General features: G+C 60.6%; 18 protein-coding genes. 16 read left to right on the top strand and 2 right to left on the bottom strand.

Annotated elements, in window-relative coordinates; translation table 11 throughout:
- The first annotated feature begins 264 nt into the window (after positions 1-264).
- The 6 genes from H2Z84_RS15825 to H2Z84_RS15850 all read left to right on the top strand — a co-directional run bounded on the left by H2Z84_RS15825 (position 265) and on the right by H2Z84_RS15850 (position 5663).
- Entirely contained in the window at positions 265-861 is a 597-nt protein-coding gene (locus H2Z84_RS15825) for a Maf family protein (protein WP_181836833.1), read from the top strand.
- Between the two features lie 11 nt (positions 862-872).
- Positions 873-2369 (top strand): ribonuclease G, encoded by a 1497-nt coding sequence (rng, locus tag H2Z84_RS15830; protein WP_181836834.1) that lies wholly within the window; start codon positions 873-875, stop codon positions 2367-2369.
- Positions 2370-2414: 45 nt separating this feature from the next.
- Positions 2415-3197, top strand: coding sequence for a serine O-acetyltransferase (gene cysE, locus H2Z84_RS15835; RefSeq protein ID WP_181836835.1), 783 nt, complete (start codon positions 2415-2417; stop codon positions 3195-3197).
- A complete protein-coding gene (locus tag H2Z84_RS15840) occupies positions 3197-3979 on the top strand; it encodes a DUF3658 domain-containing protein (protein WP_258869451.1) in 783 nt (260 codons plus the stop codon). Before cysE ends, H2Z84_RS15840 begins: the two co-directional genes overlap by 1 nt.
- Positions 3980-4083: 104 nt before the next feature.
- On the top strand, positions 4084-4926 hold the full coding sequence (locus H2Z84_RS15845; RefSeq protein ID WP_181836837.1) for an isopenicillin N synthase family dioxygenase: 843 nt from the start codon (positions 4084-4086) through the stop codon (positions 4924-4926).
- A 116-nt stretch (positions 4927-5042) separates the two neighbouring features.
- Positions 5043-5663, top strand: a complete 621-nt coding sequence (locus H2Z84_RS15850) for a cell division protein FtsI (RefSeq protein ID WP_181836838.1) — start codon at positions 5043-5045, stop codon at positions 5661-5663.
- On the opposite strand, the gene H2Z84_RS15855 is transcribed toward H2Z84_RS15850, so the two are convergent.
- Positions 5650-6330 (bottom strand): flagellar basal body L-ring protein FlgH, encoded by a 681-nt coding sequence (locus H2Z84_RS15855; RefSeq protein ID WP_258869431.1) that lies wholly within the window; start codon positions 6328-6330, stop codon positions 5650-5652. The genes H2Z84_RS15850 and H2Z84_RS15855 overlap by 14 nt on opposite strands.
- 201 nt (positions 6331-6531) lie before the next feature.
- On the opposite strand from H2Z84_RS15855, the gene H2Z84_RS15860 reads away from it, so the two are divergent.
- Positions 6532-6759 (top strand): hypothetical protein, encoded by a 228-nt coding sequence (locus tag H2Z84_RS15860; RefSeq protein WP_181836840.1) that lies wholly within the window; start codon positions 6532-6534, stop codon positions 6757-6759.
- Between the two features lie 9 nt (positions 6760-6768).
- Here the strand turns inward: H2Z84_RS15860 and H2Z84_RS15865 are convergent, their stop codons facing one another.
- Positions 6769-7545 (bottom strand): substrate-binding periplasmic protein, encoded by a 777-nt coding sequence (locus H2Z84_RS15865; protein WP_181836841.1) that lies wholly within the window; start codon positions 7543-7545, stop codon positions 6769-6771.
- 183 nt (positions 7546-7728) lie between these two features.
- Between H2Z84_RS15865 and H2Z84_RS15870 the strand changes: the two genes are divergently transcribed.
- From H2Z84_RS15870 to tolB, 9 genes are all read left to right on the top strand, one after another.
- On the top strand, positions 7729-9882 hold the full coding sequence (locus H2Z84_RS15870; protein WP_181836842.1) for a UvrD-helicase domain-containing protein: 2154 nt from the start codon (positions 7729-7731) through the stop codon (positions 9880-9882).
- 34 nt (positions 9883-9916) lie between these two features.
- Positions 9917-11629, top strand: a complete 1713-nt coding sequence (locus H2Z84_RS15875; protein ID WP_181836843.1) for a tetratricopeptide repeat-containing response regulator — start codon at positions 9917-9919, stop codon at positions 11627-11629.
- The gene (locus H2Z84_RS15880) at positions 11617-12351 is read left to right on the top strand and encodes a LytR/AlgR family response regulator transcription factor (protein ID WP_181836844.1); all 735 of its coding nucleotides are present in this window, start codon (positions 11617-11619) and stop codon (positions 12349-12351) included. Before H2Z84_RS15875 ends, H2Z84_RS15880 begins: the two co-directional genes overlap by 13 nt.
- Positions 12352-12508: 157 nt before the next feature.
- Positions 12509-14011: a sensor domain-containing diguanylate cyclase gene (locus H2Z84_RS15885; protein ID WP_181836845.1), complete on the top strand. Its 1503-nt coding sequence runs from the start codon at positions 12509-12511 to the stop codon at positions 14009-14011.
- A 106-nt stretch (positions 14012-14117) separates the two neighbouring features.
- On the top strand, positions 14118-14297 hold the full coding sequence (locus H2Z84_RS15890; RefSeq protein ID WP_124645182.1) for a DUF3460 family protein: 180 nt from the start codon (positions 14118-14120) through the stop codon (positions 14295-14297).
- 123 nt (positions 14298-14420) lie between these two features.
- Positions 14421-15086 (top strand): class I SAM-dependent methyltransferase, encoded by a 666-nt coding sequence (locus H2Z84_RS15895; RefSeq protein ID WP_181836846.1) that lies wholly within the window; start codon positions 14421-14423, stop codon positions 15084-15086.
- A 139-nt stretch (positions 15087-15225) separates the two neighbouring features.
- Complete coding sequence (locus tag H2Z84_RS15900) at positions 15226-15639, top strand: biopolymer transporter ExbD (RefSeq protein ID WP_181836847.1); 414 nt, start codon at positions 15226-15228, stop codon at positions 15637-15639.
- A gap of 3 nt (positions 15640-15642) precedes the next feature.
- Positions 15643-16599, top strand: a complete 957-nt coding sequence (locus tag H2Z84_RS15905) for a TonB C-terminal domain-containing protein (protein ID WP_181836848.1) — start codon at positions 15643-15645, stop codon at positions 16597-16599.
- 104 nt (positions 16600-16703) lie between these two features.
- A complete protein-coding gene (tolB, locus tag H2Z84_RS15910; protein ID WP_258869432.1) occupies positions 16704-17969 on the top strand; it encodes a Tol-Pal system beta propeller repeat protein TolB in 1266 nt (421 codons plus the stop codon).
- Positions 17970-17975 lie beyond the last annotated feature (6 nt).

The following is a 17975-nucleotide window of genomic DNA, read 5'->3' on the forward strand; positions in this document are numbered from 1 at the left end:
TGTTCATAGTCTGCTGTACGAGTTAAATCTGGGGCGATACTGCGTTAAAAACGCCTGCGGAATGCGCGTTCATTTATGTAAACACCGCTTCCCCACGTGTTCCGCCGTTTTCGCCTTGTCTCACTCTAGTTCGCGAGACGCTGAACAGGCTCCGTAGGTGCTTCTACGAGGTGGTGCGCTTTTGCGGTGCAGCAGATGGTCGGCCACTGGCCGCTCTGCTACCCTTGCAGCTAATAAATTGATAACACTGGCAGCGACAACATCATGACCCCGAGCGATACCCGTATTTACCTGGCATCCGGCAGCCCGCGCCGGCGCGAGTTGCTGGAACAACTGGGCGTACACCTGGAGCGCATCCACGCCGACATCGACGAATCCGTGCAGCCCGGCGAAGCTGCCGTGGCTTATACCGAGCGCCTGGCGCGCGAAAAAGCGGCTGCCGGCTGGGCGGTGGTGCAAAACTGCGGCCTGCCGTCGCGTCCCCTGTTGTCGGCTGATACCACCGTGGTGCTGGACGGCGAAATCTACGGCAAGCCCGCCGATGCCGCCGACGCCGCCCGCATGCTGCGCGCCTTTTCTGGCCGCAGTCATCAGGTGGTGACCAGCGTGGCCGTGCGCCAGGACGAGCGTATCGAACTGCGCAGCTCCATTACCGAGGTGTACTTCCGTGCGCTGAGCGAGGACGATATCCAGCGTTACATCGACAGCGGCGAGCCCTTCGATAAGGCAGGTGCTTATGGTATCCAGGGCCTGGCTGCGGTGTTCATCCAGCGTATCGAGGGTAGTTATACCGGGGTGATGGGCCTGCCCGTGTTTGAAACCGCCACCTTGCTGAGCCTGTTCGGACACCAATTCCCCTAAGGAGGAAGACCATGCTGCATCAGTCCATTCCTCTGCCGCGCGACATCCAGCGCCCCAAGGAACAAATCCTCGTCAACATCACCCCGCAGGAAACCCGTGTGGCGGTGCTGGAAGACTCCATCGTGCAGGAATTGCACGTGGAACGCGCCGCCAGCCGCGGCATCGTCGGCAACATCTATCTGGGTCAGGTCAAGCGCGTGCTGCCGGGCATGCAGAGCGCCTTTATCGAAATCGGCCTCGAACGTGCTGCCTTCCTGCACATCGCCGATGTACTGGAACAGCGCCAGCACCCTACCGAGCCGCAGCGCATCGAAAAGATGCTGTTCGAAGGCCAGACCGTGCTGGTGCAGGTGATCAAGGACCCCATCGGCACCAAGGGTGCGCGCTTGTCCACCCAGATGTCACTGGCCGGCCGTTTCCTGGTGCATCTGCCGCAGGAAGAACACATCGGCATCTCGCAGAAGATCGAGAGCGAGTCGGAGCGCCACAGCCTGAAAGCGCGGCTGGAAAAGCTGCTGCCGGCGGATACCCCGCGCGGCTACATCATCCGTACCAGCGCGGAAACCGCCAGCAATGACGAATTGCAGGCCGACATCGAATACTTGTCCAAGCTGTGGGCCGACATCCGCCACAAATCGCAGCACCTGCCGGCGCAAAGCCTGCTGTACGAAGACCTGCCGCTGGCAGTGCGTGTGCTGCGCGACATGGTGAGCGACACCACCGAGCATGTGATTGTCGATTCCACCGAAAACTACAGCCGCATGGTGGAGTTCGCCGAACAATACGTGCAGTCCGCCGTGCGCAAGATCGAGCGCTATTCCGGCGAGCGCCCGCTGTTCGAACTGTTCTCCATCGAGGCGGAAATCGACAAGGCGCTGTCGCGGCGGGTGAACCTGAAGTTTGGCGGCTACCTGATCATCGACCAGACCGAGGCGATGACCACCATCGACGTCAATACCGGTGGCTTTGTCGGTAACCGCAACTTCGACGAAACCATCTTCAAGACCAATCTGGAAGCCACCCAGGCCATTGCCCGCCAGCTGCGGCTGCGCAATCTGGGCGGCATCATCATTGTCGATTTCATCGACATGGATAACGAAGAGCACCAGACCGCCGTGCTGTCCGAGCTGGCCAAGGCACTGGCGCGCGACCGTACCCGTGTCACCCTCAACGGCTTTACCAGCCTGGGCCTGGTGGAAATCACCCGCAAGCGTACCCGCGAGAGCCTGGCGCATGTACTGTGCGAACCCTGCCCCACCTGCCAGGGGCGTGGCGAAATCAAGACCGCGCAGACCGTGTGTTACGAAATCCAGCGCGAGATCGTACGCGAGGCACGCCAGTTCGATGCCAAGGGCTATCGTATTCTGGCCGCGCAACTGGTGATCGACATGTTCCTCGACGAAGAGTCGCAAAGCCTGGCGATGCTGGTGGACTTCATCGGCAAGCCGATTTCGCTGTCGGTGGAAAGCACCTATACCCAGGAACAGTTTGACGTGGTCCTGTTGTAACCGTCGTCCCGGCCTGCCGGACGATGTGAGAACGGAGTAGCAAGCATGAAGCAACAAGCCGGCGATGCCCTGTGGCTCGCCATCCTGCAGGAAGCCGAACAGGCCGCGCGCGATGAGCCGATGCTGGCCAGCTTTCTGCACATGACGGTATTGCGCCATAGCACATTGGAAGACGTGCTGGCCTTTCACCTGTCCAGCAAGCTGGCCAGTCCGGTGATGGATGCTCGCGCGCTGATGGAGCTGTTCCGCGAGGCGCTGGCCTCGGACCCGCTTATCAGCGCCTCGGCACGGGCCGACATCCGCGCCTGTTTCGAGCGCGATCCGGCCTGCGATAGCTACTCCACGCCGCTGCTGTATTTCAAGGGCTTTCATGCTCTGCAAAGCCAGCGCATCACCCACTGGCTGTGGCAGCAACAGCGCAAGACACTGGCGCTATTCCTGCAGAACCGCATCTCTGAAGTGACTGGCGCGGACATCCATCCGGCGGCGCGCATTGGCCAGGGCGTGATGCTGGACCACGGCACGGCGCTGGTGGTGGGCGAAACCGCTGTCATCGGCAACAACGTCTCCATCCTGCATGGCGTCACCCTGGGCGGCTCCGGCAAGGATAGGGGCGACCGTCACCCCAAGATCGGCGATGGCGTGATGCTGGGGGCCGGTGCGGCGGTGCTGGGCAATATCCGCGTGGGTGACTGTGCCAAGGTGGGCGCGGGCAGCGTGGTGCTGGAAGACGTGCCGCCGCATACCACGGTGGCCGGCGTGCCGGCGCGCATCGTGGCCCAGGTGAATGAAGGCATGCCTTCGCTGGACATGGATCAACGGGTGTGATGGCCAGCAGCCAGATTCTGCAGGTAGTACAGGGCGGCAAGGCCGCCGATCTGCTGCGCCAGTTGCTGCCAGATGAAGAGGTACTGGCCTTCGAGGAGGACTTCAGCCACGGCCCGCTGGCCGATGCCGACACTATCGATCCGCAACTGCGCATGGCCTGGTGGAATCGCATCTGGTGGGCACATAGCTGGTGGCCGGATATCGACCAGCAATTTCAGCTGGCCTGGTGGCAATGTCGCAAGCGGCTGTTCCGTGCGCTGTCCGAGCAGCAGCCGCTATGTGTCTGGCTGGGTAATACCGTACACGACCAGCTGATGCTGGCCATGCTGGCGGCTAATGCCCATCCGGATCAGCCACTGGCGGTGCTGGACGTGGCCGGCCAGGTGGCATCCAGTCATCACGGTGTTTACGCCGTGGCCATGTGTAGTGCCGCTGAGCTGCAGCCGCTGATTACCCGCCCGCGTACGCTGCTTGCCTCCGAGCGTGTGCAACTGATTGCCATGTGGCGCCATTGGCAGCAGCACGCCAATGGCTGGCGTGGCCAGATTGATGGCCAGTTGCACGTCTATCCGGCCGATCATTTCGATGCACGCTTGCTGGCCTTGTCGCGCCAGCAGGGTGAACAGCCCGCCGCCCGGCTGGTCGGCATGCTGATGGGGCAGTCGACAGTGGAACTGGTGAGCGACAGCTATCTGTTCTGGCGTCTGGCCACCCTGGCCGAAGCGGGTCTGCTGTTGCTCAAGCCACAGCCAGACGGCCCGCCGCTGGTCTCCCCGCTGTGAAGCGGGGCAGCCTGCTTTGCAGGGAAGCGGCAGGCGGGTAGAATCCGCCGCCGTGGTCCGTCCCGATCTTGCCTGACGGCCATTCCTTGCGAGGAAACCATGCGATGAACGTCCGCGTTGTCGATTACCGCGCAGCCGATGCTGCCGCCCAATTCACCCGTTCCCTGCACGAAACCGGCTTTGGCGTACTGGTCAACCATCCTGTCCAGCAAGCGCTGGTGGAAAAAATCTACGCCGACTGGCTGGATTTCTTCGACAGCCCGGCCAAGCACGACTTTGCCTTCGACCCGCAGCGCCAGGACGGTTATTTCTCCACCGCCATTTCCGAAACCGCCAAAGGTGCCAGCCACAAGGACATCAAGGAATATTTCCATTGCTATCCCTGGGGGCGGGTGCCGCCCACGCTGGCCGAAGATATCCGGTGCTACTACGCCAGCACCAATGCGCTGGCGCGAGAACTGCTGGGCTGGGTGGAGCAATACACCCCGGCTGATATTGCCGCCCACTATAGCGAACCCTTGTCCGGGATGATTGCCGACAGCCAGCAAACCCTGCTACGGGTGCTGCGCTATCCGCCACTGACGGGTCAGGAGCCTGCCGGTTCGTTGCGTGCTGCTGCCCATGGCGATATCAACCTGCTGACCATCCTGCCGGCCGCCAATGAACCCGGCCTGCAAGTGCAGGACAAGCAGGGAAGCTGGGTGGATGTGCCCTGTGATTTCGGCATGCTCATCATCAATATCGGCGACATGCTGCAAGAGGCCTCGCGCGGCTACTATCCGTCCACCCAGCACCGGGTGGTCAATCCGCAAGGCGAGGGCGCGCGCAAGAGCCGGGTTTCCCTGCCATTGTTCCTGCATCCGCGACCTGAGGTTGTGCTGTCGGCACGACATACTGCGGGCAGCTATCTGGATGAAAGATTGCGCGAGCTGGGTGTAAAGAAATAAATCACCCATGGCGGGTTAATTAAATTAATGGATTGTAAATGAGTGTAAATGCCCTTCGGGGCATTTTTTTTACCTGCTAGGGTTGGCCTTGTTTTTATCGTCTGGCGAGTCATAAGGTGAATTATCTGTTGTATGCCCTCATGGTGCCTGCCACGCTGACATTAAGTGCGTGCAGTCTGGTGACTTCGCCATTGCTTGCTGGTGTGCAATTAGCCAGTACGGCAGTGACTTCGGTCGCCAGTATGGCACCCAATACCAGTAGCAATGGCATGGCACATCCGCATGACGAATTACACAATGTGTGTATTGAATTGAATTCTGGTGTGATTGTGGCCGATTTTATTCCAGAACTGCAAAAACAGCTGCGCGACCGCGAAATTGAAAGTCGTATTTATGCGGCAGGTAATACGCCAGCTGATTGTGAGGCCATTCTTTATTACACAGTATTGACGCAATGGGGCTCGCCGATGTTCAGCGACGAATTACGTCCCTATATTACCGACATCAATTTGCTATTGAAGAAAAATGGCCAGGTATTGGCCAATGCCGCCTACCGGCTGGATGGCATGGCCTATGACAAGTGGGGTTCCACCGGTAGAAAGCTGTCGCCACTGCTGCAGAAAATGCTTAACAGCGGCAGCATGGCACAGTGGCAAAATGCTGCCAGCAGCCGCGATGATGCGAGCCACTTTGAGCAAGATGTTGCCCAGCGGGCTGCTGCGGCTACCAGAAATTGATCAGCCCGGCGAAGAAACGCTGGGCATCGGTGCGCGAGGCCACGTCGCTGGCCACGCCATTGACCAGCTGTTCGATGCGCGCATCCCCGACATCGGTGGATGACACCACATTGCCCACCTTGATGTCGCGCTTGTTTACCACGCCGGAGAAACGCAGCACTGTGGTATTGCCGCTGGCAGCTACTGCCTTTTCGCCGGCAATGGCCATATAGCCGTTGGGTAATATATCGGTGACCGACACCATCAGGCTGCCACTGATCTGGTTGGTATTGCTGACCTGGCCAATACCTTTCAGGCTGTTGCTGCCACTGGCCTTGCCGCTGTAATCAAAGATCTCCTTCAGCAAACCACCCATCGATGACAATGCACCAGGGCCGGATTCGGAAATTGACGAGGTGCGGTTGGTGGTGGTGTTGGCATTATTGCTGGAGGAAAGATTCTCGGCGATATTGATTTTCAGTGCATCGCCAACATGGCTGGCAATTGGCTCTTCAAATAGCAACATCGCCTTGTTTGGCTGATAAATCGAACCCGGGCTGTCTTCCAGTGCTACCGGAGTATATTGCGGCCGGATATGTACTGGCGCAGTCACTAGATTGGGTGGGGATGAGGCGCAGCCAGTGATCAGGCCAGTCAATAAAAGATAAGCCCTTGCATGAATAAACATGGTTTTCACTTTGGCCCTCGCTATGGTTTTTATTACTCCTTTAATTCTATTTGGTGGAATGGTTAATTGACGTTAGCGATCAGAAAGTAAGGTAAGAAAATGTAAAGCGGATGGCCATGCTCCTTAACGCGGCATAACGTAAATTTACATGCCGGCCTGTCTGGCATCAGAAAATGTAAAAAACGGTATGGGGAGAAGGACATGAGCACAATCAGTGGCGTAGCCGCATCGACACCACCCCTGTCGGCTTACGGGGTGTTACGGCGTGATGCACAAGCTGTGGTTGGCGATGTGGAAGGCGTGGCCAAGGCAATCGGCCATGGCCTGGTGGCTGGCGGTAGTGCGACCGGCTCGGCGGTGGCGAGTGGACTGAGCGCGGTGGGCGACACGCTCAGTGCCTTGGGTCATACCATTAACACCTATGTTTAGGCTGCGGCTTCAGCGCTGAGTGAAGTCGGCAATGTCGGCCGGGATTCTGTCCCGGCCCATGTATTTCTGGCGCAAGCGTTCGGTGTAGCCGCTTTTTTCCAGCGCATCCAGCGCCGCTTGCAAGCGCCTGACCGTGTCGTCCGCCGTTTGCAGGTTCAGCGCATACCAGTACTGGTGCTGGCCATCCAGCAGGGCGACTGCCTGTACCTGGTGGGCATCCAGCCCGGCCTGTTGCAGTTGCCAGGCCATCGCCCAGTCCAGCATGGCCACCAGATCGACGCGCCCCAGTTGCAGCTTGCCCAGATTCACCGCATCGCTGCGGCCGCTGTCCTGCTCTTCGCCAAGGCGCAAACCCAGTGCCTGCAGCCGTTTTTGCGTGGCCGATTCGAACAGGGTGCTGGTGCGCAGTTGTTTCAGCTGCTCGATATTGCGCAGCAGGATGTCCTTGCGCCGGCTCAGCCGGTACAGATAAATACGGCGCGGGCCGATCGGACCCACCCAGCGAAACAGCTTCTCCCGCTCCGGCGTACGCACCGTGCTGAACAGCAGGCTGCCGGGAGTGGACTGTGTCAGGGCATAGCTGCGTGCCCAGGGCAGCAACTGCTGGCTGAGCGGGATGGCGGCCTTGTCGGCCATGGCCTGCAGTAGTTCGCTGGAAAAACCGCTTACTTTGTCCGACTGCTGAAAATTCAGCGGCGGCAATTCCTCGGTATAGGCAATCAGCGTGCTGGCGATGGCCGGATGCCACCACAACAGCACAAGCAGCAACAGCAGGCGTGGGGACATGGGCAATCTAAAAGAGTCGTTTAACGGAATTTAACCGCGTGATAACAGGCGAGCAAGCACTGGGCAAGCAATGAATAAGCCCGCCCATTCAAGCAGCCTCGCGCGACAACCGTGTGACAGCCCCGGCTGGCAGCCTAGCTGGTGTAAAATGGCCGCTCCATAAGCCTTGAAGAAACGCCTGCCATGAGTGAGCTGCTAGCCGGACTGAACAACGAACAACTGCGTGCCGTCACCTGGCCTGCCAAGAGTGCGCTGGTGCTGGCCGGAGCCGGCAGTGGCAAAACCCGGGTACTGACTACCCGCATCGCCTGGTTGATTGCCACCGGGCAGGTGAATCCGGCGGGCGTGTTAGCGGTGACCTTTACCAACAAGGCCGCGCGCGAAATGCACACCCGCCTGGGTGCCATGGTGCCGGTGAATGTGCGCACCATGTGGATTGGCACCTTCCATGGCCTGTGCAATCGCTTTTTGCGCGCACATTACCGCGATGCCGGCCTGCCGCAGACTTTCCAGATTCTCGATTCGGCCGACCAGCAGGCTGCCATCAAGCGCCTGCTGAAAAGCATGGAGCTGTCGGACGAAAAATACCCGCCGCGCGCAGTACAGAGCTTTATCAATGGCAGCAAGGAAGCCGGTGTACGTGCCGAGCGCCTGCCGCCGCCGCTGACACCGTACGAGGCCAAGCTGCATGAGCTGTATGCTGCTTACGACGCACAGTGCCGTCGCGAAGGCGTGGTGGATTTTGCCGAGCTGCTGCTGTGCAGCTACGAATTGCTGCAGGCCAATGCCGCCTTGCGCGCCCATTACCAGGGCCGCTTCCGCCATATCCTGGTGGACGAGTTTCAGGATACCAACCGCCTGCAGTATGCCTGGCTCAAGCTCTTGTCCGGCGAGCACAACGTGCTGTTTGCCGTGGGTGATGACGACCAGTCCATCTATGCCTTCCGTGGTGCGGAAGTGGGCAATATGCGTGCGCTGCTGTCCGACTTCCAGGTGGCCGAGCCGGTACGGCTGGAGCAGAACTACCGCTCGGTCGGCACCATTCTGACGGCTGCCAATGCCCTGATCGAACGCAATGACGGCCGGCTGGGCAAGAATCTGTGGACCGATGCCGGCGAGGGCGAGCAGATCCGCCTGTACGAAGCCTATTCCGATGGCGATGAAGCCCAGTTCATCATCGACGAGGTAAAGAGCCTGCAGCGCGAAGGCATGAATCTGTCCGACATGGCCATCCTCTACCGCTCCAATGCCCAGTCGCGGGTACTGGAGCATGTGCTGGTGAATGCCCAGCTGGCCTACCGCATCTATGGCGGACTGCGCTTTTTCGAGCGGCTGGAAGTGAAGCACGCGCTGGCCTATCTGCGCCTGGTCAGCAATCCGGACGACGACAACGCCCTGCTGCGCGTCATCAATGTACCGGCCCGTGGCATCGGTGCCCGTACCGTGGAAAACCTGCAAGCGGTCAGCCGTGAGCAGGGCGTCACCTTGTGGCAAGCCTGCTGCGCCGCCGGCGGTGGCCGAACCGCGGCCAAGCTGGGTGAGTTCGTGCTGCTGATCGAAGCCCTGCGTGGCAAGGCCGAGGGCATGACGCTGGCGGAAACCGTCAGCCTGATCATCGATCATTCCGGCCTGCGCGCCATGTATGAGCAAGACAAGAAAGAGGGCGAGGAGCGGCTGGCCAACCTGGACGAGCTGATCAATGCTGCCGCTGGCTTCTTCCCCGATGCCGCCGACCAGGCCATTGTCGAATTCCTCAGTGCCGCCAGCCTGGAGGCCGGCGAGCATCAGGCGGAGGCTGGCGAAGATGCGCTGCAACTGATGACCGTGCATGCGGCCAAGGGCCTGGAGTTCGATGCGGTGTTTGTATCCGGGCTGGAAGAAGGCCTGTTCCCGCACGAAAACAGCATGAACGACAGCAAGGGCCTGGAAGAGGAGCGCCGGCTGATGTATGTGGCGGTCACCCGCGCCCGCAAACGGCTGTACCTGTCCTGCGCCCAGAGCCGCATGCTGCATGGCCAGAGCCGTTATCCGGTCCGCTCGCGCTTTGTCGAGGAAATTCCGGCCGAACTGGTACGCGTGCTGTCTGCTACAGTAAAACCTGTACCGCAAAACACCCATCGCCGCGCGCCCTGGCTGGACGAAGTGGCTGCGCCGGCTGTACCGGCCGCCCAATTGCAGGGTTTTCGCATTGGCCAGAGCGTGGGTCATGCCAAGTTCGGTTCTGGTGTGGTGATCAATGCCGAGGGCAGCGGCAGTGATCTGCGGCTGCAGATCAATTTTGCCGAGCACGGGCTGAAGTGGCTGGATTTGCGTTATGCCAAGCTGACCGCCGAATAATGACATTCCATCCGGGTTGGCCGATGATGACGCCATGAGTGACAAGCACCCTTCCACCAGCTACCAGAGCCTGACCGCAGGGCAGGGTGGCGCCGAGCCAGCCCGCAAGTCCTACGAGGACCCGTACGCCAGCCGCCTGTTCCTGATCATCGACAGCCTGCCGGAGATGCAGCGCGCGCTGGCCATGACCCTGGCTTCGTTTGGTGCCGACAAGGTCGAATACGCCAGCAAGGCCGGCGATGCACTGGCCAAGATGGCTAAGTTCGAATTCGATGTCGTGCTGTGCGACTACGACCTGGGCAATGGCTACGATGGTCTTTACCTGTTTGAAGAGGTGAAGGAACGTAACCTGATCAAGCAGTCCTGCGTGTTCATGATCGTCACCGGCGAGCGCCGCTCGCAGCGGGTGATTTCTGCCGCCGAGCTGGCCCCGGACGACTACCTGCTCAAGCCTTTCACCGGCGAAGTGCTCAGCCAGCGGCTGGAAAAAGCCATGCGCCGGCGCGAGGCTTTTCGCGTGGTGGACGAAGCCATCATGCGCCACGAATACCTGGCCGCCATTGATGCCTGTAGCCGCAAGATCAGCCAGCGCGGTGAATTCACCCTTGATTTCATGAAGCTCAAAGGCTCGCTGGCACAAAAAATCGGCGACTTCGACACCGCACGTAGTCTGTACATGGAAGTGCTGCGCCTCAAGCCGCTGGCCTGGGCCAAGCTGGGGCTGGCCAAGTCGTTGACCGGGCTGAAGTCCTACGATGAAGCGCGCCTGCTATTCGAAGAAGTACTCACCGACAACGAAAGGGTGATGGAAGCCTACGACTGGCTGGCCAAGCTGCATCGCATCCATCACAACCTGCCGGGGGCGCAAAGTACGCTGGAAAAAGCTACCAATCTGTCGCCGGTAGTGCTGCGCCGGCAAAAGCAGCTGGCCGAAGTGGCCATGCTGAACAAGGATCTGGAAACCGCCGAAGCCGCCAGCGAAGAAACCCTCAATATCGCCAAGTACACCTGGCATCGCAGCCCCACTCACTACGCCATGCTGGCGCGGGTGCAGATGGCGCGTGGCGAAACCGGCACGGCTGCCCGTACCCTGGGCAATCTGCGCCGTGACTACCGCTACAACGAAACCGGCGAGTGGATGTGCACCGTCATCGACAGCCAGTTGCAAGGCAAGCTGGGCAATCGCGACAAGGCGCGCACGCTACTGGCCGAGGCGGAAGCCGGCTACCAGAAACTGAGCGAAAACCTGCCATCCGATGCGCAAATGGAATTCGCCCGCGCCTGTTTTGCCCAGGGCAAGCAGGACAGCGGCAATGCTGCCATGCGCGACCTGGTGCGCAACAACCACGACAACGAAGAGCTGCTGTCCTCCATTGGTGGCCTGTTCGATGAAATGGGGCTGGGTGAAATGGGTCGCCAGCTGATTGCCGACAATGTGCAGTCGGTGTTGGAGCTGAATAACCAGGCGGTGCGTGAAGCCCAGGCTGGCCGCTTCGACCAGGCCATCGAGCGCTTCGTCAAGGCGCATGAGGAAATGCCGCACAATGTGCAGGTGATGCTCAACCTGGCGAATGCCACCATGGCCTATGTGCATGGCAATGGCTGGCACGAAAGCCATATGCGCCGTGCCTACGACATGCTGGTACAGGTGCGCACGCTGGCCCCGGCCAACAACAAGTTTCAGAAAATCCTCCGTGCCTGGCGGCAACTGGTGGAAAAACTGGGCAAGCCGCAATGGGTACTGTAGAGCGGCTGCGCGTGCTGGTGGTGGATGATGAGCCATTGGCGCGTGAGCGCATGGTGGCACTGGTGGCACAGTGTGGTGCGACGACCGTGGCTGCCCTCGGGGATGCCATGGCCGCCAGCGACTGGCTGGAGCGACATGCTGCCGATGTGCTGCTGCTGGATATCTCCATGCCCGGCATCAGTGGCGTGGAACTGGCACGTCGTCTGCGTCAGCGTCCGCTGCCGCCGCAGCTGATCTTCACCACCGCGCACGAGCACTATGCGGTCGATGCCTTCGAGCTGGATGCCGCCGATTATCTGCTCAAACCGGTCCGGCTGGAGCGCTTGCGCCAGGCGCTGGACAAAGCGGCACGCCGCTGTGGCGGCAAGCCCGCCATCGAAGCCCACTTCAGCGTGCGCCATCGCGACCGGCTGCTTAACATTCCCTTCAGCGCGGTACGCTATCTCAAGGCCGAGCAGAAATACGTCAGCCTGGTCACCGCCGACGGGGAATACCTGCTGGATGATTCGCTGGTGGCATTGGAGCAGCGGCTGGGCGACAGCGTATTGCGCATCCACCGCAATTGTCTGGTGATGCGCCATGCGCTGCAGGAACTGCTGCGCACCGGCAATGCCGACGAAGAGCTCTGGGCGGTACGCTTGCGCGGCATCGCCCAGCCACTGGCGGTCAGTCGCCGCCAGCTACCGGCGATACGCGCGAGCCTGCGCCAAATAAGCAGCTAGTTAAGCAGCTAGTTTAGACAGCTGCCGCGATCTCTTGCCATTGGCGGTAATTTAGGTTAAGTGAAATTACTTAGCAAACCCGTTTGCTGCAGATTGCACCGCGCAGAGTGCGGCACCTTCTATAGAATTACTGTTTTTATCCCACCAGCAGCTGCTCATGCGGATCAAACTGGCCACCCTGGCTTGTACCCTGCTCTGGTTCGTGTTGAGCGCCTTGATTGCCATGGCCTTCCTCAGCCGGGCCGTGCTCAGCGCCGAGCAGGAGTTCGACCTGCTGGGCACACGCCTGTCCGAGCAACTGACGCAAAAGCTGCAGGTCAACGACACCATTCTCGACAGTTATGCGGCCTTTGCCATGCTGGGTCATCAGCATGAAGCGCAGGAGCAGATCTTCGCGCGGCAGATGGCCGAGCGTTACCCGCAGCTGGTGTCGCTGGAGCGCATCCGCCGCATCAGTCAGCAGCAATTGCCGCTCTGGCACCAGCAGATGGTCGAACGCTGGGGCAGCGACTTCCGCCTGCATGCCTATACCGCCGGCAGCCTGACTCCGCTCTATCCCTTGCCGGCCTACCCCGATTACTACCCGATTGAGTCTATCCAGCCGCTGACCCAGGCGGTACGCCCGCTGCTGGGGGCCGACATCGCACGTGATCCGCAATTGCAACAAGCCTTGCAGCAAGCGCTGCGTAGCGGTCGCACCACCATGTCCGCCCCCTTTCAACTACGCGAAGGCTATCGCGGCCATGTGCTGCTGCAGCCATTTAACGATAGTGCCTTGCTGTTGCAAGGCCGCAAACCGGAACAGTTTGTCGCGCTGGTCTTGCGTTCCGACTATCTGCGTCCGGCTGACACCACGCTGCCGGCCGGCATGAAACTGAGCATCCGCCAGCGCGGTCAGTCGCCGGCGGCGGCCTATGTTGATATCCCCGGCCAGCAGCATGGTTGGCTCAGCACGCTGGGTTTTCCGCGACTGCAACTGCAACGGGAGCTGGGCAGTGAAGCACAGCCGCTGACCTTGCGGCTGGACTGGCAGCTGGGCTGGTTCCTGCTCAGCGGCTTTGAGCTGAGCGTGATTTTCTGCCAGTCCTTGCTACTGCTGTTGCTGTTGGTGGTCGGCCTGCGCTTTTACAGCGGCTTGTTGTCCAAGCAGCAGCGGCGGGAGAACCATCTGTTCTACCTGGCCAATCACGACCGCCTGACCGGCCTGGCCAATCGCAACCTGTTTTACGACCGGCTGCAACATGCCATTTCGCGGCTGAACCGCAACGGCAAGCGGCTGGCCGTGCTGTTTCTGGACATGGACCGTTTCAAGCCGGTCAATGACAGCTATGGCCACGCAACCGGTGACAAGGTATTGCAGCTGATTGCGGCCCGCATCCTGGCCATCATGCGCAGCGAAGACACCGTGGCCCGCCTGGGCGGGGATGAATTCGTGCTGCTGATGGAAGATGTCGAGTCCAATCGTGAGGCCGACCGGGTGCTGGAGCGGCTCAAGCATGCCATCCAGCAACCGTATGAGGTGGATGGCCACAGCATTCAGTTGGGCGTGAGCATCGGTATTGCCTACTATCCCGAAGACGGCATGCTGATCGAGGAATTGCTGGATGTGGCCGACCGCAAGATGTATGGCGACAAGCAGCCGGAGCTGCCCCGCAACTGAGCGGCGCTGTGGTGTTTGTGCCGCCGCGCTGGCAAATATCCGGCAATACCATGGCCTCTGCCCGGCGTATCGATTAAAATCCGCCGATCAACGACAGGGGAAAACCATGTACCAGTCCGATTTCACCAAATTCATGAGCGAATTTCTGGACAAGAATCCAGAAGTAGACCAGCAGCGTCGCGAGCTGCGCCTTACCCTGTGGGACCGCAAGGTGAGCCTGGACGATCAGCGCCGCTGGAAGGAATCGAGCGTGGCGCAAAAGCCTTACGTCTACCAGCCCGAATAAGCAGTTCCCGGCCCGGCCCATGCCGGGTCCACCCAGAACGCCCCCTGCTGCCAGCCCCGTTCACGGCCACCGTGCCGGACAGGCAAACCGAGTGGGCGTTTTGTCATTTTGCCGAGAACATCCATGACCAGTCGTACCGTGCCGCTGGACGGCCCACTGCATGATTACCTGATGGCCATTGGCCTCACCGAGCATCCGGTGATGCGTGAACTGCGCGAGTTTACCGCCGGCCACCGCATGGCCAAGATGCAGATCGCCCCGGAGCAGGGGCAGTTCATGGGCTGGCTGGTGCAGCTGCTGGGCGTGCGCCGCTATCTGGAAATCGGTGTGTTCACTGGTTACAGCATGCTGGCCGCCATGCTGGCCATGCCGGCCGATGGCGAGGCGGTGGCCTGTGACGTCAGCGAGGAGTTCACTGCCATCGCGCGCGAATACTGGCGCAAGGCCGGGGTGGAGTCGCGCATCCGGCTGGTATTGCAGCCGGCACTGCTGACACTGCAGCAACTGCTGGCAGAAGGCCGCGCCGGCCAGTTCGACCTGGTATTCATCGATGCCGACAAGCCGTCCTATCAGGACTACTACGAGACTTGTCTGCAGCTGGTGCGCCCCGGTGGTGTCATCGCCATCGACAACATCTTCCTGTCCGGCCGCGTGGTGTCGCCACGGCCGCAAGACCCGCCCGGTGTGCAGCTGATGCATGATTTCAATGCTCGGCTGCAGCAGGATGCGCGCATCCGCCACTGCGTGCTGCCGATAGGGGACGGCCTGACGCTGTGCACCCGGCTTTAACCCGCGCCAGCTACGGCTGGCCGCGAACTTTCCCGGCATACCCCGGGTCAGACCCCTTTTTTGTTAAGCAAGATGTTTGTCATCCGGCCCATTCGGGTGCGGTGCTATGATGGCAAACTGAACTTTTGTCCGGACCCCCATGCTGAATCGCCGCCCCCGCCGCCAAATGAACCAGATGAACGTGGTGCCGTATATCGACGTCATGCTGGTGTTGCTGGTCATCTTCATGGTGACTGCGCCCATGTTCACCCCAGGGGTGATCCAGGTGCCCAGCGTATCGCAGGCCGCCGCGCTGGATCAGCCACCGCTGGAGGTGGTGCTGGATGCGGGCGGCAAGCTGGAAATCAAGGACGGCGACAAGGTGACAGCGGTGGAATCGCGTAGCACGCTGGCCACACAGGTGGCTGCCATGCTGGCCGGTGCCGACCGCCCGGTGGCCATTTCTGCCGACAAAGACCTGAAGTATTCCGAAGTAGTGGCGGTGGCCGACGACCTGCACAAGGCCGGCATCAAGCGTGTGGCCCTCACCGTCAAGCAGCAGAATCGTCAGTAAGGCATGAAGCGCTCCGACTCCTCCCTCTCCGGCTCATTGCTGGCCTCGCTGCTGTTCCACGCCCTGGTGGGCGGCCTGCTGCTATGGGCCGGTCTGAACAGCCAGCAGCCAGTCAAGGAAGTACCGCTGGCACTGGAATTGTGGAGTAGTGCACCGCCACCACCACCCGCCGTGACCGAGCCGGCAGCCATCGTCAAACCCGTACCGGCCACCCCGGTAGTCACGCCGCCCGCCCCGCCGCCAGAACCACCGGCCGAGGTCAATCTGGGTGCGAAGAAAAAGCCGGAGCCCAAACCGCAGCATCTGGTCAAACCGCCGGTTGAACCGGAGAAAAAGCCCGAGCCAGTGCATAAGCTGTCGCCGGAAAAGCCCAAGCCGGAACCGGTGAAGAAAGTGGAAGCGCCGAAAAAGCCGGAGCCGCTGAAAAAGCAGGATAAGCCAGCAGAGAAAGCGGTGAGCAAGCCGGCCACGCCAGCTGTGGCCGACAAGAAAACGGCCAAGACCCCGCCGCCAGCCGTACCGGGCAAGGGCAGCAAGCAGGCCAAGAGCTACAAGAATGAGGCTGATGATCTGTTGTCCTCGCTGGATAGCCCCAATACCAGCCACAAGGCCAATGCCCGCAGCACGCAGGCTGGCAGCGCCAATGGCATGGCCGGTGGATCGGTCAATGGCTCGGCTGCAGCCAAGGGCGCGTGGATCGACAAGGTCAAGGCCAAGATCACTCCGCTGGTGCAGATTCCCCCCGATCTGAGCGGCAATCCCAAGGTGGTCGTGCTGGTGACCCTGTTGCCGACGCTGGAGGTGAGCAAGGTGCAGGTGATCGGGCCCAGCAACAGCAGTGCTTACAATGAGGCGGTCCAGCGCGCCATCAGGGAGGCGGGTACCTTCCCCAGCCTGCCGGCCGGGGCCAACTTCAACGATGGTTATCGCCAGTTCAAGATGGAATTCCGCCCCCGCTGATCGCCGGGGGCAGTCAATGGCCGAAGAATCACAGGTTTTTCACGAAATTTCGTCTCTAGAGGGAACTCATGCCGCGCATCCGTACTCTGTTTAAGGCATTGCTAATGTTTGCCCTGTTGCTCAGCACGGCTGCTCGCGCTGAAATGACCATCGAAATCGTTGGCGGCGGTGCCAGCAAGCACGCCATTGCCGTGGTGCCGTTCAAGGATGAGGGCAGTCGTGTGCGCGAAGCACTCACGCCCATCATTCGCAACGACCTGGAGTTGTCCGGCGTGTTTCGCATGGTGGATGGCTCGACTGTCGCCAATGTGCCGGTGGAGCCGGCGGATGTCCGCTACCCGCTGTGGCAGGCTGCCGGCGCGCAGTCCATCGCCATCGGCAAGGTTGAGCCAGTGGCCGGCGGCCAGGTGAAGATCAGTTTCCGCTTGCTGGATGTGGCACAGAAAAAGCAGCTGACTTCCGGTGAGTTCACCGTGACGCCAGACCGTGGCCGTGAAGTGGCGCACACCATTGCCGACATGATTTACCAGGCCATTACCGGGCAGAAGGGCATTTTCAATACCCGGGTGGTGTATGTGCTGAAAAACGGCCGCAACTATATGTTGCAGGTGGGGCTGATCACCGATGTGGACAGCAATCGGGCGCAAACCATTCTGCGCTCGAAAGAACCCATCATCTCGCCCAGCTGGAGTCCGGATGGCCGTTATCTGGCTTATGTGTCGTTTGAAAGCAAGAAGCCGGTGGTGTGGGTGCAGGATCTGGCCACCGGCCAGCGCCGGGCCGTGGCCAATTTCAAGGGCAGCAATTCCGCCCCGGCCTGGAGCCCGGATGGCAGCAAGCTGGCGGTAGTGCTGACCACTACGGGCAATTCGCAGATTTATCTGGTGAATACGCTGGGTGGTGCGCCGCGCCGCCTCAGCTATAGCGATGCGATTGATACCGAGCCGGCCTTCACCCCGGATGGCAGCCAGATTTACTTTGTCTCCGACCGCACCGGCGGGCCGCAAATTTATCGCATGGCTGTCAGCGGCGGAGCCGCCCAGCGCGTTACTTGGCAAGGTAGCTATAACGTTTCGCCGCGTGTTTCACCGGATGGCCGCACGCTGACCTTTATCCGGCGCGAGGCAGGCCGTTTACGGGTGATGGCGCAGGATCTGGCTAGCGGCGATGTGCGTGCGCTGTCGGACAATGGCTATAACGAACGCCCCAGTTTCGCCCCCAATGGCCGCATGGTGCTGTATGCCAGCGATGCCGGCGGCAAGAGCGTGTTGTACGCCACCACGCTGGATGGCAGCAGCAAGGTGAAACTGGCAGTAATCAATGGCGAAGTGCAGGACCCGTCATGGGGCCCTTTCAACAATCCGCAATGATGTAGT

It is taken from the genome of Aquitalea aquatica, from assembly GCF_013911085.1.
In the GTDB taxonomy this organism is placed as follows: Bacteria; Pseudomonadota; Gammaproteobacteria; order Burkholderiales; family Chromobacteriaceae; genus Aquitalea; species Aquitalea aquatica.